The 23,470-nt window shown below is 66.5% G+C and carries 25 protein-coding genes and 2 pseudogenes; 19 read left to right on the top strand and 8 right to left on the bottom strand.

The window, feature by feature from the left end:
* Window positions 1–98: 98 nt before the first annotated feature.
* Together AWB67_RS05515 and AWB67_RS05510 are read right to left on the bottom strand one after the other, a co-directional pair.
* Window positions 99–839 (bottom strand): anti-sigma factor, encoded by a 741-nt coding sequence (locus AWB67_RS05515; RefSeq protein WP_087655222.1) that lies wholly within the window; start codon window positions 837–839, stop codon window positions 99–101.
* A complete protein-coding gene (locus AWB67_RS05510; protein WP_087655221.1) occupies window positions 839–1,423 on the bottom strand; it encodes a sigma-70 family RNA polymerase sigma factor in 585 nt (194 codons plus the stop codon). The genes AWB67_RS05515 and AWB67_RS05510 overlap by 1 nt, the downstream gene beginning before the upstream one ends.
* A 377-nt stretch (window positions 1,424–1,800) precedes the next feature.
* On the opposite strand from AWB67_RS05510, the gene AWB67_RS40755 reads away from it, so the two are divergent.
* Window positions 1,801–1,965 (top strand): hypothetical protein, encoded by a 165-nt coding sequence (locus AWB67_RS40755; RefSeq protein ID WP_159964794.1) that lies wholly within the window; start codon window positions 1,801–1,803, stop codon window positions 1,963–1,965.
* A gap of 7 nt (window positions 1,966–1,972) precedes the next feature.
* On the opposite strand, the gene AWB67_RS05505 is transcribed toward AWB67_RS40755, so the two are convergent.
* Window positions 1,973–2,797 carry a helix-turn-helix transcriptional regulator gene (locus tag AWB67_RS05505; RefSeq protein ID WP_087655220.1) on the bottom strand — a complete coding sequence of 275 codons (825 nt, stop codon included), beginning with the start codon at window positions 2,795–2,797 and terminating at the stop codon, window positions 1,973–1,975.
* Between the two features lie 113 nt (window positions 2,798–2,910).
* Here AWB67_RS05505 and AWB67_RS05500 point away from each other — a divergent pair, with 113 nt between their 5' ends.
* Complete coding sequence (locus AWB67_RS05500; protein WP_087655219.1) at window positions 2,911–3,663, top strand: class I SAM-dependent methyltransferase; 753 nt, start codon at window positions 2,911–2,913, stop codon at window positions 3,661–3,663.
* Between the two features lie 116 nt (window positions 3,664–3,779).
* Here AWB67_RS05500 and AWB67_RS05495 read toward each other — a convergent pair whose 3' ends face one another.
* The 3 genes from AWB67_RS05495 to AWB67_RS05485 form a co-directional block, all read right to left on the bottom strand.
* Window positions 3,780–4,115: a hypothetical protein gene (locus AWB67_RS05495; protein ID WP_087655218.1), complete on the bottom strand. Its 336-nt coding sequence runs from the start codon at window positions 4,113–4,115 to the stop codon at window positions 3,780–3,782.
* Window positions 4,075–4,347 (bottom strand): hypothetical protein, encoded by a 273-nt coding sequence (locus tag AWB67_RS05490; RefSeq protein WP_087655217.1) that lies wholly within the window; start codon window positions 4,345–4,347, stop codon window positions 4,075–4,077. Before AWB67_RS05490 ends, AWB67_RS05495 begins: the two co-directional genes overlap by 41 nt.
* 134 nt (window positions 4,348–4,481) lie before the next feature.
* Complete coding sequence (locus tag AWB67_RS05485) at window positions 4,482–4,823, bottom strand: ribbon-helix-helix domain-containing protein (protein WP_087655216.1); 342 nt, start codon at window positions 4,821–4,823, stop codon at window positions 4,482–4,484.
* A gap of 255 nt (window positions 4,824–5,078) precedes the next feature.
* Between AWB67_RS05485 and sctC the strand changes: the two are divergent.
* The 17 genes and pseudogenes from sctC to AWB67_RS05400 all read left to right on the top strand — a co-directional run bounded on the left by sctC (window position 5,079) and on the right by AWB67_RS05400 (window position 18,727).
* Window positions 5,079–7,021 (top strand): annotated as a pseudogene (gene sctC / locus AWB67_RS05480) (type III secretion system outer membrane ring subunit SctC).
* Entirely contained in the window at window positions 7,018–8,127 is a 1,110-nt protein-coding gene (locus AWB67_RS05475) for an FHA domain-containing protein (protein WP_087655215.1), read from the top strand. The pseudogene sctC and the gene AWB67_RS05475 overlap by 4 nt, the downstream one beginning before the upstream one ends.
* Before the next feature lie 263 nt (window positions 8,128–8,390).
* A complete protein-coding gene (locus AWB67_RS05465) occupies window positions 8,391–8,696 on the top strand; it encodes a hypothetical protein (RefSeq protein WP_087655213.1) in 306 nt (101 codons plus the stop codon).
* A 56-nt stretch (window positions 8,697–8,752) separates the two neighbouring features.
* Window positions 8,753–9,184, top strand: a complete 432-nt coding sequence (locus AWB67_RS05460) for a tetratricopeptide repeat protein (RefSeq protein WP_087655212.1) — start codon at window positions 8,753–8,755, stop codon at window positions 9,182–9,184.
* A gap of 3 nt (window positions 9,185–9,187) precedes the next feature.
* Entirely contained in the window at window positions 9,188–9,502 is a 315-nt protein-coding gene (locus tag AWB67_RS05455) for a hypothetical protein (RefSeq protein WP_087655211.1), read from the top strand.
* Window positions 9,502–10,317 (top strand): type III secretion system inner membrane ring lipoprotein SctJ, encoded by an 816-nt coding sequence (sctJ, locus tag AWB67_RS05450; RefSeq protein ID WP_087655210.1) that lies wholly within the window; start codon window positions 9,502–9,504, stop codon window positions 10,315–10,317. The genes AWB67_RS05455 and sctJ overlap by 1 nt, the downstream gene beginning before the upstream one ends.
* Window positions 10,314–10,895 (top strand): hypothetical protein, encoded by a 582-nt coding sequence (locus AWB67_RS05445; RefSeq protein ID WP_087655209.1) that lies wholly within the window; start codon window positions 10,314–10,316, stop codon window positions 10,893–10,895. The genes sctJ and AWB67_RS05445 overlap by 4 nt, the downstream gene beginning before the upstream one ends.
* Window positions 10,889–11,614: a FliH/SctL family protein gene (locus AWB67_RS05440; protein ID WP_087655208.1), complete on the top strand. Its 726-nt coding sequence runs from the start codon at window positions 10,889–10,891 to the stop codon at window positions 11,612–11,614. Before AWB67_RS05445 ends, AWB67_RS05440 begins: the two co-directional genes overlap by 7 nt.
* Window positions 11,611–12,609, top strand: a complete 999-nt coding sequence (locus AWB67_RS05435) for a FliM/FliN family flagellar motor switch protein (protein ID WP_235025046.1) — start codon at window positions 11,611–11,613, stop codon at window positions 12,607–12,609. Before AWB67_RS05440 ends, AWB67_RS05435 begins: the two co-directional genes overlap by 4 nt.
* Window positions 12,610–12,617: 8 nt before the next feature.
* Window positions 12,618–13,253 carry a type III secretion system export apparatus subunit SctR gene (sctR, locus tag AWB67_RS05430; protein WP_235025045.1) on the top strand — a complete coding sequence of 212 codons (636 nt, stop codon included), beginning with the start codon at window positions 12,618–12,620 and terminating at the stop codon, window positions 13,251–13,253.
* Entirely contained in the window at window positions 13,250–13,516 is a 267-nt protein-coding gene (gene sctS / locus AWB67_RS05425) for a type III secretion system export apparatus subunit SctS (RefSeq protein WP_087655206.1), read from the top strand. Before sctR ends, sctS begins: the two co-directional genes overlap by 4 nt.
* Window positions 13,513–14,241, top strand: a complete 729-nt coding sequence (locus tag AWB67_RS05420; RefSeq protein ID WP_200822175.1) for an EscT/YscT/HrcT family type III secretion system export apparatus protein — start codon at window positions 13,513–13,515, stop codon at window positions 14,239–14,241. Before sctS ends, AWB67_RS05420 begins: the two co-directional genes overlap by 4 nt.
* Window positions 14,238–14,972: an EscU/YscU/HrcU family type III secretion system export apparatus switch protein gene (locus AWB67_RS05415; protein ID WP_087655205.1), complete on the top strand. Its 735-nt coding sequence runs from the start codon at window positions 14,238–14,240 to the stop codon at window positions 14,970–14,972. Before AWB67_RS05420 ends, AWB67_RS05415 begins: the two co-directional genes overlap by 4 nt.
* A 9-nt stretch (window positions 14,973–14,981) precedes the next feature.
* Window positions 14,982–15,935 (top strand): annotated as a pseudogene (locus tag AWB67_RS42975) (FHIPEP family type III secretion protein); the annotation flags it as partial.
* Between the two features lie 124 nt (window positions 15,936–16,059).
* The gene (locus tag AWB67_RS42970) at window positions 16,060–17,016 is read left to right on the top strand and encodes an FHIPEP family type III secretion protein (RefSeq protein ID WP_268807962.1); all 957 of its coding nucleotides are present in this window, start codon (window positions 16,060–16,062) and stop codon (window positions 17,014–17,016) included.
* Window positions 17,013–18,314, top strand: coding sequence for a FliI/YscN family ATPase (locus AWB67_RS05405; RefSeq protein WP_087655204.1), 1,302 nt, complete (start codon window positions 17,013–17,015; stop codon window positions 18,312–18,314). Before AWB67_RS42970 ends, AWB67_RS05405 begins: the two co-directional genes overlap by 4 nt.
* A complete protein-coding gene (locus AWB67_RS05400; protein ID WP_087655203.1) occupies window positions 18,311–18,727 on the top strand; it encodes a hypothetical protein in 417 nt (138 codons plus the stop codon). The genes AWB67_RS05405 and AWB67_RS05400 overlap by 4 nt, the downstream gene beginning before the upstream one ends.
* 148 nt (window positions 18,728–18,875) lie before the next feature.
* Here AWB67_RS05400 and AWB67_RS05395 read toward each other — a convergent pair whose 3' ends face one another.
* The gene (locus AWB67_RS05395; protein WP_087655202.1) at window positions 18,876–20,018 is read right to left on the bottom strand and encodes a DUF1521 domain-containing protein; all 1,143 of its coding nucleotides are present in this window, start codon (window positions 20,016–20,018) and stop codon (window positions 18,876–18,878) included.
* A gap of 218 nt (window positions 20,019–20,236) precedes the next feature.
* The gene (gene ppc / locus AWB67_RS05390; protein WP_087655314.1) at window positions 20,237–23,278 is read right to left on the bottom strand and encodes a phosphoenolpyruvate carboxylase; all 3,042 of its coding nucleotides are present in this window, start codon (window positions 23,276–23,278) and stop codon (window positions 20,237–20,239) included.
* Window positions 23,279–23,470: the final 192 nt, after the last annotated feature.

The raw sequence follows: 23,470 nt of genomic DNA, 5'->3' as shown, positions 1-23,470 counted from the left end.
AGCGGGCGGCGCGAAGCCGGCGAGTCCGCAATTTTAACATCGGAGCTTTCTGAAACGACGAAGCGCGCCGGCCCAAGGGCGCTTCGCCGTCGACGGGATCAAGCGCCCGGAATCACCTTGCCGGTATAGACGACCGGTCCGGTCGGCCCGTTGGGATTCGGCGACCCGCCGAGCGGCTCCACCGACACCGCAAGCGCCGGGAACGCATTGACCGACGCCGCCTTGAAGCGCGCCGTCCCACCGGCCGGCAGCACGCCGAGCGACACCGGATGGCCTTCCTTCGGCAAGCCCCAGAGCTGCATCGATTTGTCGGTCGGGTCCGAGGCGCCGGACAGACGGCGCACGGTCACTTCCGAGGTCCGGTCGTCCCAGGTGACGAGGATCGCCGGATGCGCGTCCTTGTCGGCGAGCGCGGCGACATAGCCAACGTGCGGTTCCTGCGCGACTTGCGGCGCAGGCACGGGCGTCGGCGTGAGCTGCCGCAGCGAGATGACGAGCGCGAGCGCGGCCACCGCCGTCGCCGCGATCGACCAGCCGCGCCAGAACGACAGGTTCTCGAACCACCGGGACGCGGGCCGCACCGAGACCGCTTCGCGCCGCGCGCCGCCGAGATTCAGCCGGCGCTCGATTGCTTCCCAGACCGACGGCGGCGGCGCTACCTGCGGCGCCAGTTCGCCGATCGCCTCGACGCGCCCGCGCCACGTTTCGATCGCGACGCGGATCGCCGGATCGCCCTGCGCGATGGTTTCGAAGCGCCGCCGCGAACGGCCGCGCATTACGCCGAGCGTGTACTCGGCGGCGAGCTGATCGACAAGGCCTGCGTGCCGGTGGAGATCCATCACAGACCTCCCAGACAGGCTCTGAGCTTTTCGAGACCGCGCCGGATCCACGATTTCACCGTGCCGAGCGGGACCTTCATGACGTCGGCCACTTCGCTGTGGCTCTGGTCACGCAGATACGCGAGCGCGACCGCCTGACGCTGGCTCGCTTCGAGTTGCTCCATGCAGATTCTGAGATGCCGTGCTTCCTGGCTCATCAGCGTCTGTTCCGACGGATCGGCCTCGTTGCCGGGCAGGATGTCGTCCAACGCTTCGCTCCATTGCGTCTCCGCGCTCGCGCCGTGGGCTTTTTGCCGCCGCAGGTAGTCGAGTGCCCGGTTTCGCACGATTGACGCCATCCAGGTCATCGGCGCGGAAAGTCCCGCCCGATAGTCGCCGGCATAGCGCCAGATGTTGACGAACGCGTCCTGCAGGACCTCCTCGGCCCACTCGCGCTTCACCAATATACGAAGCGCGAGGCCGAACAGTTTCGAAGAAGTCAGATCGTAGAGCGCGCGCAACGCGGCGGCATCTTCGCTCGCGACGCGCTCGAGGAGCTGCGCGAGGATTTCGGCGTTCGGATCGCGAGGAAGGGCTGTCGACATGGGCCGGTTGCTTGAGACGATTCTGAAAGGTGGTGAAAACCGATCTTACCCAAGTAATCGGGATCGATCGCATCGGAATTGTTATCGATGTGTGTGCATCCGATCGGTCCGGTGCTGCGTAAGTGCGTTTAGCGGCTAGGTATCACTGAGGGAACAAGAGCGGGAGACCGGGCGGGGAAATAGAACTGGAGCGCGAAGTGGTGCGCTATCGGGTGTCCCCGTTCTCATTGGTGCATTCAGTGAGAACGGTTTTGGCCCGGCCGGATGGTCGGGCTTTCTTTTTGGTGCCTGCCTCTTACGTGGAATTTGTAATTTATGCGCGTTTCTCGGATAGCCTATACTTATTACAATACAGGCTTTAATTTGCCGGAGACGCCGTGCAGACAGATCAATCTAAGCCAACCGACGCCGCGTTCGGGAAAACCGACGATGTTCAACAGACTATCGCTCGCACGATTCTCTATTTAGGCCGGCGCGATATGGAAGCGGGTAACCATCGGGTTAAAGAAGCGTTTTTCGCCGAACTGGATAGCGAGCATTAGAAGCGGTTCAACTCTCACCCACCAAAATCACCAGCTTCAAATCTTCCCGATGCGCGGGCTTAAAAGTGATTTGATCGAAGACAAGCCGTCCCTGCATCGGATGATTGAACGCGCGTTCTCCGCCTTCGCGCTCGCCGACGTCCTGCGAAGCCCAAAAGCGCGCGAACGCATCGCTCGCGGAGGTCAATCCGTCGATTAGCGCGCGCGTCGGCGCGTCGTTCAGATGGCGGATCGAATCCGCACGAAACTCCGCGACCAACCGCCGCGCGCGCGTCTCCCAGTCGACGACCAACTGCATCGCCTCCGGCATCGTAAACATGTAAGTCAGCAGGTTCCGGTCATGCTCGCCGTCGAGCCAGCCAACGAACAGCGCCGCCGCCTGCGCATTCCAGCGCAGCGCGTTCCACTGCCGGTCGAGCACGTAAGCGGGCGCGTCGATCAGCGCGACGGTTTGCAGCAATGCGGCCGGCGCGTCCTGCGCGGCGGGGTCGGGCTCGGCGGGATCGCGCTGCGCGGCCAGCTCAAAGAGATACGCCCGCTCCGCGCGTGAAAGCTGCAGCGCGACGGCGATGCGCGCGAGTGCATCGGCGGATGCGGACACCGGGCGCCCTTGCTCGATCCACGTGTACCAGGTCGGGCTCACGCCGCACAACTGCGCGACTTCCTCGCGCCGCAAGCCTGGTGTGCGGCGGCGCGGACCCGGCGGCAAGCCGACGGCCATCGGCGAAAGCCGCTCGCGATGCGCGCGGATGAAATCGCCGAGCGCGCGCGCGGGCGTCGTGTCGAGCGGGGGAGGGGCGGTCTCGGTTTTTTCCTTGGGCGACAGACGCATAGAGAAAGCAGAACAGGTAGTGTAGATACCAGAATAATCACTTCACTTGTACTGGTACAGGGCGGGCTCTATTGTAGCGGCTCACGTCCCCACAACTCAGCACGGAGCAACCGATGAAACACCACGACCAGGTCGCCGACGCCTTCGGCACGACCGCCGCCGCGTACTTGACGAGCGCCGTCCACGCGACGGGCGCCGACCTGCAGACCCTCGCGCGCGAAGTCGCCGCGACGCCGGGCGCATCCGTCCTCGATCTGGGCTGCGGCGCCGGTCACGTCAGTTTCGCGGTGGCGCCGCACGCGCAGTCGGTGGTGGCTTACGACATCGCCGAGCCGATGCTCGCGACCGTCGCGGGCGCCGCCGCCGAGCGCGGTCTCACGAACATCCGCACGCAGCAAGGCCCGGCGGAAAAACTGCCGTTCGACGATGCCTCGTTCGACTGGGTCCTGTCGCGGATGAGCGCGCATCACTGGCACGGCGTGCCGGCCGCGCTGAAGGAGGTGAAACGCGTGCTGAAGCCCGGAGGGCGCGTGCTGTTCGTCGATATCGCGGGCGCCGATCATCCGCTCCTCGACACGCACATCCAGGCGATCGAGCTGCTGCGCGACGGCTCGCATATCCGCGACTATCGCGCGGACGAATGGATGGCGCTGTTCGAGGGGGCGGGCTTTCAGGCAGAGGTGCGCAGCCGCTGGCGTTTGCCGCTCGAATTCGACGCGTGGGTCGCGCGCATGCGCACGCCGCCGGAGCGCGTGATCGCGATCAAATCGATGTGGAATAACGCGCCGGACGAAGTGCGGCAGTATTTCGCCGTGCAGGAAGACGGCTCGTTCGAGCTGGATGCGTTGATGATCGAGGCGCGGTGATTTGAACGAGAACGCGCCTGGCTCGAAATGCCGGGCCAGGCGCGAAGGTAAAGCGTCATTGGTTTGTGGACCCCGCATGCGTCCTGGCGCGCAGGCGCCGCCGCATGCGGGTGCGCTCAGCCGCCGGCGGCGCCTGAGCCCCCTGCGCCACCAGCGCCGGCAAGGCCTTTCATGCTGCCCAGCAGGCTGGTGAGACCCTGCATCGCTGTCTGCAAGAACTGCCCGAGCATCTGCATGATCTGCTGCATGCCTTGTTGCTGCGCCTCGCCGCCGCCTTGCTGCTGACGTTGCGAACCGCCGGCACCTTCGCTGCCGCCGCCTTGCTGCTGACCTTGTGAGCCGCCAGCGCGTTCGCTGCCCCCAGCGCCGCCGGTGCTTTCGCTACCGCCGCTGCCGCCGGCGCTTCCGACATTACCGGGGCCGCCGCTGCCACCGGTGCCGCCCAAGACCATCCAGCATTTCCGCTTTGCTCGCGGCCGACCCGTGCCGCATGAGGGACTGCGCCCCGTCCGCATCGGTGTTGCGCATGTGCGGCTGCCGGGAATCATGCTCGTGCATGCCGACGTGCGCGTGCTGCATCGATTGCGTCCGCATGGTGCTGCTCGAGACACTGCGCATCTCGCCGCCGGTCGAGATGGACATGCTGGCGGTGTGACTATCCGACTTTGAAATCTGCATCGACATAGGGATTCCTGTTGATTTGAAACAACCATGAACGGTGACACAGAAGAAAAGTTGCAAGCATCAAAAGATGTAAGTTAACTCGTGTAGGCATCCTCCTTATTAATAGAAATCAGAATCGTTGTGATAGCGATAATTCAATTCCCACTCATCGGCAAAAAGGAATTCCTCGCGAGAGGCGCGACGGGCGCACGGTCCGGAAGGTCGATCAGATATTTACGATCGATCAACTGCATTACGCAGACCACTCTGAGAAAACCGGTGAAGTTCCACACAGAGCCATACTTGAGGTCGATCTCGAGCGCCCATTTGGAGATAAGCTTTCCCACGGTTAACGATTCTTTGCGGGCGATCTCTTCGATGATTTTCCAGTACACCTCTTCAAGCCGGAAGCAGGTGGAAAGGCCGTTCACCCGCACTGAGCGAAGCCTGGGACGCACCAGGTCCAGGTCGAACTCACAAAATTCTGGTTTATTCATTGTCGTATCGTGATGCAGATTGTTGCCGAGTTGTTTGACTAGGCAAGATGCGGTTCAGGGGAAACCGCGCGTGTCATTTCTATCCTGAAGATACGCATCGCTGATTAATTTGATCAACGCCTCGTTCTGCCAGTAATCGGATTTCGCAATCCTGATCTTTTGCTGAAGCAGAATGGTCATACAAATGTATGACCATCAACATTGCTAAGTAGGTTGAAATTCGTCTTCGCCGTTACTGAAAATCCGTTGGTGGAGATGAATAAGCTAAAGACACGGGGCGTTAATGCCTCGAACCTGAATCGCCGCCGGGCGAGCCGCTGCTGGCTCCCGGCGCTGGCGGCTCTGCATTGCGCGATGTTTCCGTGCGCGGCCAACGCGGCCGCACCGAGGTGGCAGGACGCGCCGATGCACTACGCGGCCCGCAGTTCGCCACTGCCCGATGTGCTGAAAGACGTGCTCGCCGCCGGAGGGATCGCGGCGGACGTGGGCCGCGACGTGCGCGGCACCGTGAACGGCGTCTTCGACGAGACGCCCGGATCGCTTTTCATGAAGCTCACCGAGGTGTACGGTCTCGTCTGGTACTTCGACGGCCGCGCGATGCATGTCACGACCGCCGCCGACGTGCGCAGCCGCGTGATCCCGTTTGCGCCGATGACACGCGGCACCGTCACCTCGCTCTTGCGCAGCCTCGAACTGGACGGGCCGAATGCGTCGATCCGCTATTCCGACACGTCGATCCGCGTGAGCGGCCCGAGCCGCTTCGTCGACGCAGTCGCCGAAGCCGTTGACAAGGCGCAGCGCCAGACCACCGTCGATACCCCGTTCGACCAGACCTCGATCCGCGTCTTCCCGCTGCACTATGCGCAGGCCCAGGACATCACCTACACGATCAACGGCCGCGACCAGGTCGTGCCGGGTGTGGCGACGCTCCTGCGCAATCTGATGTCGGACGTGTATGCGGTGAAGCAACCCGAGCGGGGCAATGCGCGCGCAGGCCGGCAGGCGTCGCGGGGCGGTCCGCCGCCTTTGCCGAGCCTGCGCGGCATGGGCATGGCCGACATCGCGCTGCCGCAGACCGACAAGGGCATGGCGGACGCCGTGAGCGGCGCGACCCGGAACGACGTCACGCCCGCGCGCCAGAACATCGTCGCCGACGCGCGCACGAACGCGGTCGTGATCCACGACGTCCCGGCGATGATGCCGAACTACGAACGCGCGATCGCGATGCTGGACCGGCCGCAGGAACTGATCGAGATCGATGCCGCCGTGATCGACGTGTCGAGCGGTTTCACGAACGAACTGGGCGTGCAGTGGGGCGGGGCGAACGGGCGCGTGAACCTCGGCGTGAACGCAGGCAGTGCGGACCTGACCACGCGCCGGCCCGACCTGCCCGCGCCGACGAGTCTCGTGACCGGCCTGAACTTCGCGACGCTCATCGGCAATTCGGCCCAGTACCTCTTCGCGCAGATCCACGCGCTGGAGGCGAGCGGCCGCGCGCGGATCCTCTCGCGGCCCCAAGTGCTCACGCTCAACAATTCGGCGGCGGTGCTGTCGTCGCGCAGCTCGGTGTACGTGCGCGTTGCGGGCAACCAGGATGTCGATCTCTACAACGTCGACACGGGCCTCTCGCTGAGGGTCACGCCGATGGTCGAGTCCACTTCGGACACGCACAAGAACATCCACATGAACATCCAGATCGACGACGGCGCGTTCGATACGTCGCTGACCGTCGACGGCATCCCGAACGTGAACAACCACTCGATCGTCACGCAGGCGGTGGTGCGCGACGGAGAAAGTCTTCTGTCGGCGGATACGAGTATGAAAAGAACGAGTCGACCGTCTCGCAGGTGCCCGTGCTCGGCAGCGTGCCGTACCTCGGCGCGCTCTTTCGCAACAAGCAGGCGACGCGCCAGCGGCTTGAACGCCTGATCCTCATCACGCCGCGCATCCGCACGTCGAGCGGACGGTCTGTGTCGCCGCCGCTCGCCGCGCCGCTCAGCGAACGGCTGGACAAGGTAATGCCGGTCTATCGTGAAGCGGCTGCTCCCGAACTGAGCGCCGCTCCCCGCAGCGCGCCGGACGCGGTGTATCCGATGCCGACGCCAGAGCAAATCCCGCCTGTCGCCGCCGTCTTCACGCCCATCGATCAGGCGTCGCGGGCGAAAACCGTCCCGCTCACGCTGGAGAACCTGCGATGACGAACCGCTTCACCCTGTTCGTCACGAGCGGCGTGCATACCGGCGCGAGCGTCCAGTTCGGCGCGGCCCGCGAGCTCACCATCGGCAGCGCGGCGACGGCCGACCTGATGCTCGTGGACGAGCGCGTCAAGCCGTCGCATGCGGAGCTGCGCATCGTGTCCGGCTCGCTCATGCTCGCGGCGTTGCACGATGGCGTCGCGGTCTTCGGCCGCCCGGTCCCGCGCGGCACGCGGGTAACGCTGGACCCGGGCGCGCTCTTCTCGATCGATACCACCGCGTTCCTACTCGGCGGCCCCGACGGCGTGCGCCCGGGCGCCGCGCAGACCGAAGCCGCGCGCCGCGCCTATCTGCGCCGCTATTCGGCGAGCGGCTACGCGGCTTCGATGTGGCGCAGGGCCTCGCTGCTGTTGAAGATCGTCATGCTGCTTGCCACGGCCGCCGTCGTCGCGCTCGCGGTCTGGTTCGCGAAGGCGCCGCGCCCGGTCTCCACCGATGCGGGCCTCGCGGGCGCCTCCGCGTTTCGCTTCGTGAGCACGCACGTCGAGAAGAAGACGGGCGCGATGATCTACGAGGGCTACGTCGCGACGCCCGCCGACATGGCGAACCTCACGGCCGTCGCATGGCACAACCCGCGTGCGCCCGTGATGCGCGTGACCGTCCTTTCGCAACTGAGCGACCAGCTTGCCGGCTTCCTCGGGAAGTACTACCGGGGTGCCCAACTGCGTCCAGGCGAGCCCGGCGACTTCAGCGTCGTGATCGGGGGCGCCGATGCGCACGTCCTGCCGGAATCGTGGGACTACGCGCGGGTCGCGCGTTTCGCGAAGGCCGATCTTGCCGGGCTCAAGAGCCTCCGCTTCCCGGGGCGCGAGACGAGGCCGGGCGAACCCGTGCGCCTGCCGCTGTCGGCCATCGGGATGAATCTCTCGCGCACGAGCCGCGGGGCCTATCTCGCCGACGGCCAGGGCGCGCGCTACTTCCCCGGCGCGCGCATGCCGCTCGGAAAGCTGACGCGCATCACCGCCTGCACCGCCGATGTCATGCGTGAAGACGACGGCACTGTCTATGAATTCTTCGTGAGGTCCGCCGATGCGAACGCCTGCCGGTAGAAGCACGCTCGGAGCGTTCGTCGTCCTGCCGCTCGAACAGCAACTGAACGATCCGGCCGGGCGCTCGGCGATCGCCGAGCGCCTCACGCGCGACTTCGAGCGCATGCGGCGAGCGTGCCTTGCCGCCGCGCAGCGCGGCAACTATGCCGAACACAGGAAATTGAATCTGCTTGTCGAGTGTCTGAGCGCGGCTCGGCGAGTGGTAGAGCGAAGCGCGAGCTTCGAAAACGCGCCATCAACCGCAGTAAACAAAGGAATCCATCATGACCGTAGGTAACGCAACTTTCTCCCCGAACAACGCAGGCTTCAACGGCGGCGGAGGTGTAGGCAGCAACGGCCTTTCCAGCCAGAAGATCGCCGAGCTGATGGCGAAGGTGCTGGAGAAGCAGAACCAGGACGTATCGCAAAAGATGCAGGCGGCCGAAGGCGCCGACGAGAAGCAGGGCAACGTCGCGATGGTCAAGCTCCAGCAGGCGACGGGTGCGCTCAATAACACCCAGTCGCTCGCGACCGCGATGATCACCGGCTTCAACGACACTCAGAAGGACACCGCCAAGGCCACCCGCTAACACTCAATGGAGCTCGCCGGGAACCTCCCCGCGAGGTTCCCGGCGGCCAAAACGCGATGGAAGACGAAACGCTCGAACTGCTGATCTCGATCGGCCATTACGCACGGGTCCGGGGACGCTTCGACGACGCCCGCTATCTCTTCGACCGGCTCGCGCTGCTCTATCCGGAGCGCGCCTTTCCGTACCTTGGGCTCGGGCTCGTGGAAGTCGACCGCGTCCAGTACCGCAAGGCGAGCCAGTGGTTCCAGACCGCCCTCGACGCGGTGCCGGACTACGGCCTCGCGCAGGCATGGCTGGGCGTGTGCCTCGTCTTCGAAGAGCGTTACGCGGCGGGCGCGCAAGCGCTCATTGCGGCCACGCGCAGCGACGACGAAAGCGGCCGGGCGCTGGCCGCCACGTTCCTGAAAGTGCCCGGCTGCGTGCCGTATGCGAACGCGTTCTCGATACCCGCCGTGCCGACTCTCAACCGACTCAAATATCAAGGCTAAGTCATGCTGACTCCCACCCACGCTGCGCTTGCCGCAGGCCTCACGCCAGCCGCAGCGCCAGCGCCGCAGCCGCAGCGAGCGGCTGGGGATGCCGGCGGCATCCTCACCCAGCTTCTCGAACACGCCCAGTCGCTGCAGGACGGCTCGCTCGCGCGTTTCGACCAGCGCCTGCAGGACCTCGATACCGGCCGCCTCTCGACGAGCGACATGCTGCGGCTGCAGGGCGACATGGGCGAGTTCGCGGTGCGCACGTCGATGACGGTACGGATTGCCGATACGCTCGGCAGCGCGATCCAGACCCTCACGCAGCGAAGCTGATGCGCCGCGCCCTCGTCCTGTTGCCGTTCCTGGTCCTGCTGGGCTGCCGAACCTCGCTGTTCGAGCAGATCGACGAGGACCAGGCCAACCGCATCGTCGCGGCACTGAGCCATCACGGGATCGCCGGGGAGAAGAGCCGCAACCCCGACGGCACCTGGAACATCTCGGTCGAGGACCACGACGCCGTGGTCGCCACCGAACTGGCGAGCGCCTATGCGCTGCCGCGCGGCGGACACGCCAATCTCGGTGACCTGTTCAGCCGCCAGGGCTTCATTTCGAGCCCGGAGGAGGACCGCGTGCGGTTCGTCTACGGGCTCACGCAAGAACTCTCCGAGACGCTTGAAAAGATGGACGGCGTGCTCGTCGCGCGCGTGCACATCGTGCTGCCGGAGAAGACCCCGCTCGGGCCGCCGCCCGCCGAGCCCTCGGCCTCCGTGATGATCCGCTACCGCAGCGACTACAACCTCGAACAGATGCGCGAGCGCATCCGCACGCTCGTTGCGGGCAGCGTGGAAGGACTCACGCGCGAGCGCGTCGACCTGGTGCTGGTCGCCGTCACGCCCGTGCTGTCCTTCCCCGGCGCCTGCCACGACGCCGACGGCGACTGCGCCGTCAATGCGCCCGTCGTGCGCGCGCGGCTGCCGATCGTCCTGTGCCTGATCGCGATCGTCGCGCTCCTCGTGCTGCCCGCCACGTGGCTCTGGCATTCCGGCGTGCGCTCGCTCACGGACCTGATCGCGCGAAGGCGCAACCGTCGTGCGCCGCGCGGCGAGCCGGGCAACACGAATTCCACCAAGGAGATTGAACCGTCATGAAGCATCGAACGACTCTCGCGCCGGCCGCCTGGGCGCATCACTCGTGGCTCGGACAGCGCCGCGCCATTCTCAGCGAGCGCGCCGCGCGGGCCGCGAACGCCTGCCTGCTGATGCGTTTCCCCGAACTCGCCGACGGCCTGCCCAAAGACCTCGCGCCGGTCTACGTGATTCCGCGGCCGGCCTTCGCGCGGCTTTGCCGCACGGCCGCCGCGCTGGCGTACGCCAGCCAGTTGCGCAAGATCATTTCGGCGCCCGCTCGCCAGGTGCTCGTGCGCGAGCTCGGACCGGGGCGGCTGCGCGCGATCCAGCTCAGCCGGCGCGCGAGCCTCGATCCTTTGCCCGCACCCACCGCGCCCGACTGGCGCCAGCGCGCCGAAACGACGGCAATGGGCCTCCTCTTGTCGATGCGGGCGCAGCCGGACCCGCGCCAGCGGCTCTGGCTGCGCCTGCGGCTGCCCGTCGGCGTCGCCGATGCCGCCGGGGCACTCGAAAACGCGGTTGGGCCCGCGGTCCCGGCGGATGCCGCGGCCGAGCTCAGGGACGAAGCTCACCGGCTGATGCGGGGGGAGTCATGCTGATCTGCAAGGTAGGCAAGTGGCGCGTGGAGTCGGACGGACTGATCGCGTCGAAGGAGTTCCGTTCACTTGGAACGTTGCGGCAACTGGAGCGCTCGCGGGCGCAGGAAGCGGCGCGGGAAGCGCGCGCCGGTGCGGCCCGCATCCGCGAGCTGAAGCGCCGCGCCCTGGCGCGCGGTTACGCGGCGGGCCGCGCACGGGCCGCGAGCGAACTGGTCTCGCGGGCGGCGCAGCCGGCTTTCGTCGCGCGGTGCCTCGAAGACCATCTCGTGCTGATCGCGATGCAGGCAGTCTCGCAACTGCTCGGCGACATGCCGGCGGCGCTCACGCTGCCGCACCTGTTGCGCCGCTGCATCCTCGCGTCGCGCTCGCAGCGGGCGGTGTCGGTGCGGGTCGCGCCGCATGCCTTCGATGCCGCGAGCCAGTTCATCGCCGAGGTCGAGCGCGAACTCGGTGCGCCGCTCTTCGACGTGCTCGCCGACGCGAGCCTCCCCGCGCACGCCTGCGTGATCGAGACGGAATACGGCGTGATCGACGGCAGCCTGCGCGCACAGCTTCCGGCGATCCAGCGCGGCATGCGTGACGCGATCGCGGCGGTGCTGCGCGATCACGCCTACCTCGACGGGGGGCTCCTCAGGCAGTTCGGCGTCGTCGAGTCGCGCTTGCGGGAGGTCGTCGGCACGCTGGAGCGCCCGGCGCTCGTGCGGAGCGTGGCAGCATGAGCGCGAGACCATCGATCGCAACCGTCCCGCGCTTCGCACGCATGGCGCACGCCGATGTCGAGCGCCACAACCTCGCGGCGCTGCATTTCGGCAAGCCGTACGGCGTGCTAGTCGGCCACCGGCGCTACGCGCTGCAGTTCGAGCCGTGCCGCGCACGCTATCCGCTGCGGCTGCACGGCGAGGCCGGCGGCGAGCCGCTCCTGCTCGACTGCGACGCCGCCGCGCTCTTCCCCGAACTCGGTCAGGAAGCGCTGGCGCAGCTCGACGCGAGCGCCGCCGCGCGCATCGCCGAGGCGCTCGACGACTGGCTCTGCGCGCTCGAAGGCCTGTTCGGCTTCACCATCGCGCTCACCGCCGTGTCCTTCGACGAAGACGCGCAAGCGGGCGCTTACGGCCTCGCGCTCACGCATCTGCAAAGCGGCCGCGCGGCGCACTTCTCCTTTCGCAACCAGGCCGTCGACCATTGGCTCGCCAGCCGCACGCCCGCCGCCGGGCGCGCCACGGCCGCCAACGCGTTCGCCGGACGGCTCGCGCTGAAGGTGCCCGTGTGCCTGTCCGGGCCGGCGCTCACGCTGCCGCGCGTGCGCCAGATCAGCGCGGGCGACGTCGTCGTGGTGAACGGCGCGTCGTGCCACCTGCGTGTGCCGCTGCGCGACGGCGCGCGGCGGCTTCTCCTCAAATCCAACGAAGACACTTACATGATCGATCGCATCCTTCCTGATGAAGCGCCGCCCGTCGAAGAAACCAGCGAGCTGGTTCCGGTCGACGCGCTCACTTTTCCTTTCGATGCCGTCCTCGGCACCGTGCCGATGTCGGTCCACGACCTGCTTCGGCTGCGCGCGGGTTCCGTCGTGCCGTTCCAGATGCCGCTCGGCGAGCGCTCCGTGACGCTGCTGTGCCAGGGCGTGCCGTTCGCGCGCGGCGAGATGGTCGAGATCGAGGACACGCTCGGCGTGCGCATCACGCGTCTCACGCACGGCGACGCAGGCCAATGAACGGGCAGATGAACAACCTGGCGGTCATCGTCAGCTTCTTCCTGCTCGGGCTCTTGCCGCTGATCGTCACGATGACGACGTCGTTCACCAAGTTCACCATCGTGCTGACGCTCTTGCGCTCGGCGCTCGGCGTGCAGCAGGCGCCGAGCAATCTCGTGATCGCGGGCATCGCGCTCGCCGCGACGCTCGTGGTAATGGGCCCGACCGTCGCGAAGATCGAGGCGGGGCTCGAGCTGCGCGAACGGCTGGAGAGCAACCGCATGCCGAACGCGGTTGAGATTGTCGATGCGGTCGTGCCGCCGCTTGCCGATTTCATGCTGAAGCACTCGCGTCCGGAGGAGCGGGCGTTCCTGCTCGCCGCCGCGAAGCGCATCGATCCCGAACGCGACGCCAGCGAAACCGATTTCACGCTGCTCGTGCCGGCGTTTCTCATCAGTGAGATATCGGCGGGCTTCGAGGCCGGCTTCCTGCTCTACATCGCGTTCCTCGTGATCGATCTCGTCATCGCCAACGTGCTGACCGCGATGGGCATGGTGATGCTGTCGCCCACGACGGTCTCCGTGCCGCTCAAGCTCTTCGTGTTCGTCTCCGTATCGGGGATGTCGAAGCTGATGCACAGCCTCATCGTGAGCTACGCCCCATGAGCACGCTCGGTTCCCTCTCTACGGACGCGCTCTTGCTCGTCTTCTGGCTGTCGCTGCCGCCGCTCGCGGTAGCGACCGTCGCCGGACTCACGCTCGCGCTGCTGCAATCGATAACCCAGATCCAGGATCAGAGCCTGCCGTACGGGGCGAAGATCGTCTGCGTGGGCGTCGTGCTGATGATCACGGGGCCGTGGGCCGGCCGCGAGGTCGCGCGGCTTCTGGAACACATGTTCGTCTACATGGCGGCGGGGCGCATCACATGAGCCTGGATGTCATGGCGTATCTGGAAGGCTTCGCGTTCTGCACGATCCGGCCCGCCGTCGCGCTGTTCCTGGTGCCGTTCGGCTACAACAGCTCGCTCGGCGTGGCGCTGCGCGTCCCGCTGATGCTCGCGTTCGCGGCGCTCCCCGCGCAGGTCGGCTGGCCACCCGCGCCGGTGCTCGCGGCGCTGGTCGAGATCGGCCTGGGCGTCGCGATGGGGCTCATGCTCGGCACGATCGTCCACGTGGCGGCCGCAGCCGGGGCGCTGCTCGACCAGCAGGGCGGCTACAGCATCGCGACCACCTTCAATCCGTACTTCGCGCAGGAAGCGGCGCTCCTCGAAGTGCTGTTCGCGCAGTTTGCCGCGCTGACGCTCTTCACGGGGCCTGGACTCAGGCTGCTGTTCGGCTTTTTCGCGGACATGTGGGCGCTCTGGCCGGCAGGCCACGCGAGCCCGGATTTCACGGCGATGTTCCGCGCGCTCGCCGAGACCAGCTTGCCGGGACTGGCCGGCGATGCGCTGCGGCTCGCCGCGCCGCTCATCGGGCTGCTGCTTCTGATCGACGTGGCGCTCGGCCTCATGTCGCGTCACGTGAGGCAGCTCAATCCTTTCGCGGAAGCGCGCACCGTCAAGGCGATGGTGCTCGCGTTCGCGCTGATGCTGAGCATCGCGCCGGTCATGGCGTGGATCGAGGCGGCGCTGCACCGGATCGTGAGGATGCCATGAGCGACAAGACCGAAGAACCCACCCGCAAGCGGTTGCGGAAAGCCCGCAAGGACGGCGACATAGCGAAGAGCGTCCGGCTGACCGCGACCCTCTCCGGCATCTGCTGGTGGCTGATCCTGCTGCTCGAAGCGCCGCATGTGTGCCAGCTCGCGCAAGCGTTCGTGGACCGGACCGTCCGGCTCGACTGGAGCGCCGGTTTCGACCGCCTCTGGAGCGAGACGCTCGCCGGCGTCGGCGGCCAGTTCGTGCCGGTGGCGCTCGGCACGCTCGGGCTCGGCGCGCTCGCCGTGGTGCTGCCCGAGCTCGCGCAGACGCGCGGTGCGCTGTCGTTCAAGAAGATCACGCCGCGCTTCGATCACCTCAATCCCGCCAACGGACTGAAGAACCTGTTCGGCGCGAAGTCGCTCGTCGATCTCGCGCTCTCCTCCGTGCAGTGCGGGATTCTCGGCGTGATCCTCGTGCACGTGCTCACGCGGTACCTGCGGCAACTGGCGCCGGGCTACGCGCTGGCGCTCCCGGCACAGCTCATTTACATCACGGATACGAATGCCCATCTCATCGCGCTGATGGCGCTTTCGCAACTGGCGCTTTCATGCGCCGACTATTTCATCCAGCGCTTCCTCTGGCTGCGCAGGCTTCGCATGGACAAGCAGGAAGTCAAGCGCGAGCATCGCGACGACGAAGGCGACGGCCATGTGAAAGCCGGCGGCGAGCGCTGCACCAGGAGTTGAGCCAATAACATGTTGAATCGTTCGATACTGGGCCGGCACGATCTGTCGGCTTTTTTTGCGCGTCACGCGGACCTCGCCGTCGGCGTCGGAATACTGAGCGTGCTTGCACTGCTCATCGTGCCGATCCCGTCCTTCGTCCTCGACCTCTTCATTTGCGTGAGCTTCTGCGCGAGCCTGCTCATGCTCAGCACGACGCTCTATGTCGCGAAGCCGGTCGAGCTGGCGAGCTTTCCTTCGCTGCTCCTGCTCTCCACGCTCTTGCGTCTCGCGCTCGCCATCGCGTCGACCAAGATGATCCTGCTGCACGCGCATGCCGGCGCGATCATCAGCGCCTTCGGCGAAATGGTCGTGGGCGGCAACGTGGCGGTGGGGCTCGTGGTGTTCATCGTGCTGTCGGCAATCCAGTTCATCGTCGTGGCGAAGGGCGCGGACCGCGTCGCGGAAGTGGCCGCGCGCTTCACGCTCGACGGCATTCCCGGCCGCCAGATGAGCATCGACGCCGACGTCAGGAGCGGCGTGATCGCGCCGTCGGACGCGAGCCGGCTGCGCGCCGAACTCGAACGCGAGACCTATTTCTACGGCTCGCTCGACGGCGCCATGAAGTTCGTCAAGGGCGATGCGATCGCGGGCCTCATCGTGGCGCTCGTCAATATCGTCGGCGGTCTCGCGGTGGGCGTCGCGCAGCGCGGCATGTCGTTCGGCGACGCGCTGCACAGCTACACCATCCTCACCGTCGGCGACGGCCTCGTCTCGCAGATTCCCTCGCTGATCGTATCGATCGCGGCGGGCCTGCTCGTCACCCGGGTGGCTGCGACGGACAAGGAAGCGTCGCACCTCGGCGGCGACATCTACCGGCAACTCGCGCGCCATCCGAAGGCGATGGCGATGGCCGGCATCTCCTGCCTTACGCTCGCGCTCGTGCCGAATTTTCCGCACCTGCAGTTCCTGATCGCGGGCGGCGTGCTGCTCCTGCTCGCCATCACGCTGATGCAGAACGCGGCGGCCGCGGTCAATTCGCAGCGCGCGCTGATGCCCGAAATGACGCGCGACGCTGCGCCTGCGGCTCGGCGAGTCCGCGTTCGAGGCGTTGCGGCCCGAGGCGCTCAACCGGCAGCTCGGGCGCGTGCGCCGCGACCTGACCACGAACGTGGGCGTGCCGTTCCCCGGACTTGCGCTGCTACGCGATCCGGCGCTGCCGGCGGACCGCTATGTGATCGACATCGAGGACATTCCGGTCGGCGGCGGCGTACTGGTCCCGAAGCAGGTGCTCCTGAGCGGCCCGGCGGAGTGGCTGGACATCAAAGGGGTGGAGGGCTATCACCCGCACGCGCAGAAGGCGGTGTGGGTATCGGCTGCGACGGCGGCGGGCATCGAACGCGAGCAGATCCGCAAGTCGACCGTCGACGAAGCGCTCTGCGCGCACCTCGCGCAAGTCTGCGACCAGCGCGCCGCCGACTTCATGGGCACGCAGGAAACGCGCTTTCTGCTCGACCAGCTGGCGATCGTGTTCCGCGAGCTCGTGATGCAGGTCGACCAGGCGCTCACGGTGGTGCAACTGAGCGGCGTGCTCCGGCAGCTCTTGCAGCAGCGCGTGCCGATCCGCAACCTGCGCGCGATTCTCGAAGCGATCCTGCGCGTGCCGGCGCCCGAGCGCTCGCTCGATCGGATGGTGCGCGACGCGCGCATCGCGCTCGGCCGGCAGATCGCTCGCAGCGTCGGCGATCCGGCCTCGCAGACCGTCGATACTGCCGTGCTTGATCCCCTCTGGGAGGCCGAACTCGAAGCGCACATCCGCAGCGGCTCCGACGGCGAGCCGCAGTGGGTTCTTCCCGGCGACGAGATGAGCCGCGTCCAGGACACGTTCGATCCGCTGCGCGCCGGACTCCGCGTACTCGCGACCACGGCGGCGCTGCGTCCGCACCTGGCCGCGATGCTCCGCTCGTTCGGCCTGAACGCCGAGGTGCTGGCCGTCGAGGAATTGCTCGCCGGCGGCTTGCGCGTACGCAATACCCTGACCATCACTCCTTCCGAGGTGCCCGCATGACCGCCGTTCCAGTCCATGTCTTTTCTGCCGCCGCGCCCGTGATGCGCGGCAAGATCGTCGAGGCGCGCGGCGTGCTCGTGCGCGTGGTCGGCGTGTCGCTCAGCATCGGCGAACGGGTGCGCTTCGTGCATCCCGGCACGCAGGAACAGCAGTCGGGCGAAGTGGTGGGAATCGTCGAGAACGGCGCGCTCGTGATGCCGTTCGGCGGCGTGACGGGCCTCTCGCACATCACGCAGGTCGAGTCCTGCGGCAGCGGGCGCGAAGGATTCTTCGCGCCCGACCTGCTCGGCCGGGTCGTCGACGGGTTCGGCCGGCCGCTCGATGGCGGACCGCCTCCAAGGCCCGTCGAACGCGCTTCGGCCGCCAGCATCAACCCGCTCGCCCGACCGGTGATCGGCCGGCCGTTCGTCACGGGCGTGCGCGCCATCGATGGCCTCCTCACTTGCGGAGCCGGGCAGCGCGTGGGCATCTTCGCGCCGGCGGGCGGCGGCAAGAGCACGATCATGGGCATGATCGCGAATGGCGCGAACGCGGATGCGATCGTCGTCGCGCTGATCGGCGAGCGGGGGCGCGAAGTGGCCGAGTTCATCCACGATCATCTCGCGGACAAGCGGGCCTCGACGATCGTCGTCGCGGCGACCTCCGAGCGGCCCGCCGCCGAGCGCATCAAGGCGGCGGAGCTCGCGTGCGACCTCGCGAGCGGACTGCGCGCGCAAGGGCTCAACGTCGTGCTGCTGTTCGATTCGCTCACGCGCTATGCGCGCGCCCTGCGCGAGGTGGGGCTGGCCGTCGGCGAGCCACCGGCGCGCCGCGGCTTTCCGCCGAGCGTCTTCGCGCAGATGCCGCGTCTGATCGAAACGGCGGGGCTCACGCGCGAAGGCGGCGTGACGGCGTTCTACACCATCCTCGCCGACGAGGACGACCTGGCCGATCCGGTCGCGGAAGAGGCGCGTTCGCTCCTCGACGGCCATATCCAGTTGTCGGGCAAGCTGGGCGCGGCCGGGCACTATCCGGCCATCGACGTGCTGCGCAGCAAGAGCCGCGTGATGACGCGTGTGACGAGCGCCGCGCACCGGGTAAGTGCGGATCGCGTGCGCGGCTGGCTCGCCAAGTATCGCGAGGTGGAACTGCTGTTGCAGATCGGCGAATACCGGCATGGGCAAAACGCGGAGACGGATCGCGCCATCGCCATGCATGCGGCCATCGAAGCGTTCCTGCGTCAGCCGGCGAGCCAGCATTCGAGCGGCGGCGAAACGCTCGGCCAGTTGCTCGCGCTCTGTCAGGAGGGCATGGCATGACGCAGGACACCGACGCTTTGCGCCTCTGGACGCAGCTCACGCTCGTGCGCGACGTGCGGCTCGCACGCGAGCGGCACGCCGTCAGCGAGGCGCGCATGGTGGTCGAGCATGCCGCGCTCGGCGTGCAGTCGGCGCGTGCCGCGCTTGCACGCCACTTCGTCGCAGAGGGGGCGATCGTCGAGGCTTGCCGGCGCGAGGCGCCCGCGAGCGAAGGCTGGCTCGCGACGCTGCGCGCGCATCGCGGGGAGGCGCCGTCGCTGCGTCATGCCATCGAAGAAGCCGCGCGTGCGCTCGACCAAGCGCATGGGCATGCGGCGCAGGCGTTGCATCGCTGGGAGCGCGCCCGCTTCCTGCACGAGGACGGCGGCAAACGCGCGGACGTCCTCAGGCGCCGGATTCTGGATGACGACTGACATCGCCTTCACCGCAATTGCTTGCAGGAGAACGCCGAAGTGCCTGACAAGACACTTCGGCATTGTTCCGCTTCATGGCAAGGGCTTCTGGCGTTCAGCGCCAGAAGCCCTTGCACCGTTCAACCGGTTACTTCGGGCCGATCACGTTTTACACGCCGAGCCGATCGAAGTCGACTTGGGTCGGCGCGCGGCCCGTGCTGCCATCCACCCAGCCCTTGCCGTCTTTCTGCTGGACGAGCGTATAGCCGTCCGGTGCGGCTGCATCGAGCGCGCGGCCGTCGCGGCCCTTCGTCACCTGCAGGGCGCCGCCCTTGTACTGGTTCAGGTTGTCCACCACGATCGAGTTCTTGCCTTGCGTGATCGTGACCTTGTTCGTCACCGTGATGCCCGGGTTGTTCGCGACCGCTTCCGTGCCGAGCGTGATCTTCGTGTCGTCGGGAAGCTGGAAGGTGAGCGGGCCCTTGAACGTGGCGTCGTTCTGCTTCGACGATGCTCCCGCGTTGTGGAAGTCGATGTGCGGATCGCCCCAGACCTGCGTGGCGTCGCCGGTCGTCTTGTTGGTGAGGATCATCGACGAATCGCCCTTGTTGAAGTCGAGCTTGTAGTCGCCGAGATCGACGGACGTCTGGTTGTTCGTGACTTCGCTCGCAGTCCAGTCGCAGGGCGAGTCGTCCTTGCCGTTGTTGTTGTTATGGCAGTGGTTATCGTCCTTGCCGTGTGTTCCGCGGGCGGGCGAGTGGCAGTCGTCCTTGCCCGACGTGCCGTTGCCGCCGTTGTTCTGCGAGTGGCAGTCGTCCTTGCCCGACGTGCCGCGGCCGCCGTTGTTCTGCGAGTGGCAGTCGTCCTTGCCCGTTGCGCCACGGCCGCTGTTGTTCTGCGAGTTGTTATCGCCCTTGCCCGACGTGTCGCGGTCGCCGTTGTTCTGCGAATGACAATCGCCCTTGCCGTGAGCATTGCTCGATCCCGTGCCGCCTGCCTGGCCATGTGCGGAGCCTTGGCCTCCAGCTTGCGAGGCCGCCGTCCCGCAATGTCCGCTCGAACCGTTCGCGGCATTCGAACCCTTCGATCCGTTCGCGCCCGTCCCCGCATGCGCGGTGCCGGAGAAGCCGCTGGCGAAGGCGTTCATCGCCTGCATGAAATGCTTCATCATCTCCGCCCGCTTGCGGTCGATGTTCGAACGGTTGGAGCCGCGGCCGTTACGGCTATCGCCGCCCGAGCGGCCGTTCCCGTTGCGTTCGGTGCTGGAGAAGTTCGAAACGGAGAAGCTGGTCTGGGTGTTCGATGCATACATGTATGAAAATCCTTGGTTGAATGATTCAGTTTGAAATCGATTGGGTCGTATCAGGCAAACCGGCGATGCCTGTTTGCGATCGACCCATTCATTCTATGAATCTGAATTCGCCGCAGGAGATACACATATATAGCGATGCAAAGCAATTTTTCTTGGCGTCAAAAAAAAGCCGCCCGGTTTCGATTCGGGCGGCATCGGAAAGCGACGGCTGGACGACCTCAACCGGTATTGCGCAACCCCGCCGCAATGCCGTTGATCGTGAGGTGAATCCCCCGGCGCAGGCGCACGTTCTGGTCGCCCGCACGGTGGCGCTTCAATAACTCGACCTGCAAGTGATTCAGCGGATCGAGATACGGGAAGCGGTTCTTGATCGACCGCGCGAGCAGCGGGTTGTCGGAGAGACGTTCGGCCTTGCCCGTGATTTCCGCGAGCACGTTTGACGTGCGCTCCCATTCGCCAACGATCCGCTCGAACACGTGCTTGCGCAGCTTTTTATCCGCAACGAGCTGCGCATACCGCGACGCCACCGCGAGATCCGTCTTCGCGAGCACCATATCCATGTTCGACAGCAGGTTCGCGAAGAACGGCCACGTCTTGAGCATCTTTTTCAGCGTGGCGAGGCGTTTTGCGCGCTCGGCGTCGGTTTCCGCGCTATCCAGATAATTCGACACCGCGCTGCCGAATCCGTACCAACCGGTCAGCAGCAAGCGGCATTGGCCCCAGGAAAAGCCCCAGGGAATCGCCCGCAAATCCTCGATCTTGCGCTGCTTCGGGTCTTGCAGCTTGCGCGAAGCTGGCCGGCTGCCGATGTTCAGCTCCGCGATTTCCGCGATCGGCGTCGAAGAGAAAAAGTAGTCGGTGAAGCCCGGCGTCTCGTAGACGAGCGCGCGATACGAGGCCATCGCGGCGTCCGACAGCGTCTGCATCGTAGATTCGAAGAGCGGCAGTTGCGCCGGCGCGTTCTCGTGCGGCAAGAGCGATGCTTCGAGCGTCGCCGCGACGACCGTCTCCAGGTTTCGCCGGCCGATCTCCGGATTGCCGAACTTGCTCGCGATCACTTCGCCCTGCTCGGTCAGGCGAATCTGGCCGTCGACGGTGCCCGGCGGTTGCGACAAAATCGCCTGATAGGTCGGGCCGCCGCCGCGTCCTACCGTGCCGCCTCGTCCGTGGAACAGGCGCAACGTCGTGCCGCGCTCCTTGAAGAGCGCCACCAGCGCCAGTTCCGCGCGATACAGTTCCCAGTTCGACGTGAGAAAGCCGCCGTCCTTGTTGCTGTCCGAATAGCCGAGCATCACCTCCTGTTCGCCGCCCTGATTCTCGACGAGCGCATCGACGCCCGGCAGCGCGAACAATTCGCCCATGATGACGGGCGCGTTGCGCAAGTCGGCGATCGTCTCGAAAAGCGGAATCACCATCAAGCCGTCGCGCGCGGGATCGTCGTCGTTGCCGAGACGGCCTTGGAGCACGCCGGTTTCCTTCTGCAGCAGCATCACTTCGAGCAAGTCGCTGACGGTTTCCGTGTGCGAAATGATGTAGTTGCGCACGGCGCGCTCGCCGAACTTCTCACGCGTCACGCGCGCCATTTCCAGCACGCCGAGTTCGCTTTTCGCGAGATCGGAGTATTCCGCGTAGGGCAGACGCAGCGGCCGCGGCTGGGCCAGCTCCTTGAGCAGGAGAACGCGTTTGTCCTCTTCGGAAAGCGCGGCGTAATCCGCCTCGACGCCCGCGCGCGCGAACAATTCCGCGATCACCGCCTCGTGGATGTCCGAGCTTTGCCGCAGGTCGATGCTCGCCAGATGGAAGCCGAACACTTCGGCCGCACGCGCGAGCGGCGCGAGGCACTGCGTCGCGAGCGACGCGCCGTGATGCTGTCCGAGCGAATCAATCAGCACGTGCAGATCGCGCGCGAACTCGGCGGCATCGGCGTACGGCGTCGCGCGGACCGGCGCCGCGCCGCGCCCGGCGCTGCGCACCGACACGACGCCTTCGCCGAGCCGCACGCGGGCGCTCGCCGCGAGGCGCGTATACATGCCGATCAGCGCGCGCCGGTACGGCTCGTCGGTGCGATGCGGCGACTGGTCGGGCGACGCATCGGCGAGCGCCTTCAGTGCATCGCTCGATCCGGCGAGCAGGTTCGACACCGACAATTCCGCGCCGAGCTTGTGCACCTGCTCCAGATAGTGTTCGAAGATGACCGTCGCCTGCCGCGTGATGGCGGTTTCGAGCGTCGGGCCGGTGACGTTCGGATTGCCGTCGCGATCGCCGCCGATCCAGCTTCCCATCTGCAGGAACGGCGACAGGCGCGCGGGCACGCCGTGCTCGGCGAGCGCGTTTTCGATGTCGGCGTAGAGCGCGGGAATTTCGGCGAGGAAGGTCGCGCGGTAGTAGGAGAGCGCGTTCTCGATTTCATCGGAAACGGTCAGGCGCGAGTCGCGCAGCATGCGCGTCTGCCAGAGGGACGTCACGCGTGCGCGCAGCAGCGATTCGTTGTGCGCGCGCTCGCGGGCCGTCAGCTCCTGGTCGCGCTCGGCGAGCAGGCGCGCGATGTCGTGCTGCGCGTCGAGAATGCTCTTGCGCTGGACTTCCGTCGGATGCGCGGTGAGGACGGGGACGATCAGCGCGTCGTCGAAGAATTTCTGCAAGAGCGACTTCGTTTGCGCGTCCTTCCCCTTCGACTTCATTTGCTCGATGGCGTAGGCGATCGTGCCGGCTTGCGGCGCGGAACCGGCGAGCGCGTGGATGCGGCGGCGGCGGTTGTGATGCCGATCCTCGGCGATGTTCGCGAGATGCGAAAAATAGCTGAATGCGCGCACGACGCTCACGGTTTGTTCGGGCGTCAACTGGCGCAGGCGCTTTTCGAGCGTCTGCGATGCCTCGCGATCGTCCTCGCGGCGGAATTTGACGGCCGTCTGACGAATCGCCTCGACGACGTCGTACACGGCGTCGCCTTCCTGCTCGCGCAGCACTTCGCCGAGGAGGCGGCCGAGGAAGCGGATGTCTTCGAAAAGCGGGCGGTCCTTGTCCTCGCGGGCGCGGCTGGGCCCGCGCTTCGCTGTTTCCGGGGAAGGTGTGTCGACGCCGTTCGGTTTGGCTTTGACCGGCTTGGCCTTGACCGCGGACGCCGTTTTCGACGCCTTGGAAACGGTCGCGGCACGCGTGATGACAGGGGACGATGAAGGTGCCTGACCTGAAGCGTCGGGCGATGTGGCGGGCAAAGCAGCATTGCGGCGCGCGCGGCGCGCCGATCCGGAAGACGTCACGATGGGTTCCTCTTGGAAGCCAAGGCCCATATACAGAGGGAGTGACGTGGGCGCTTTCGCCGTCGTCTGTTCAGCGTGCAAGGAGAAAGTGGGCACTTGCTTCCCGGGGGCTCTTGCGGCCCCTCGTCTCCTTCCACGACACCCGCTCCGAGGCCTCACACAAGGCTTTCGCGGGTTGTCCGTCTGTAAATG

This window comes from Caballeronia terrestris, assembly GCF_001544515.1.
Lineage (GTDB): Bacteria > Pseudomonadota > Gammaproteobacteria > Burkholderiales > Burkholderiaceae > Caballeronia > Caballeronia terrestris.
Note: the sequence above shows the minus strand (reverse complement) of the source record. Positions and strands in the feature narration are given on the sequence as shown.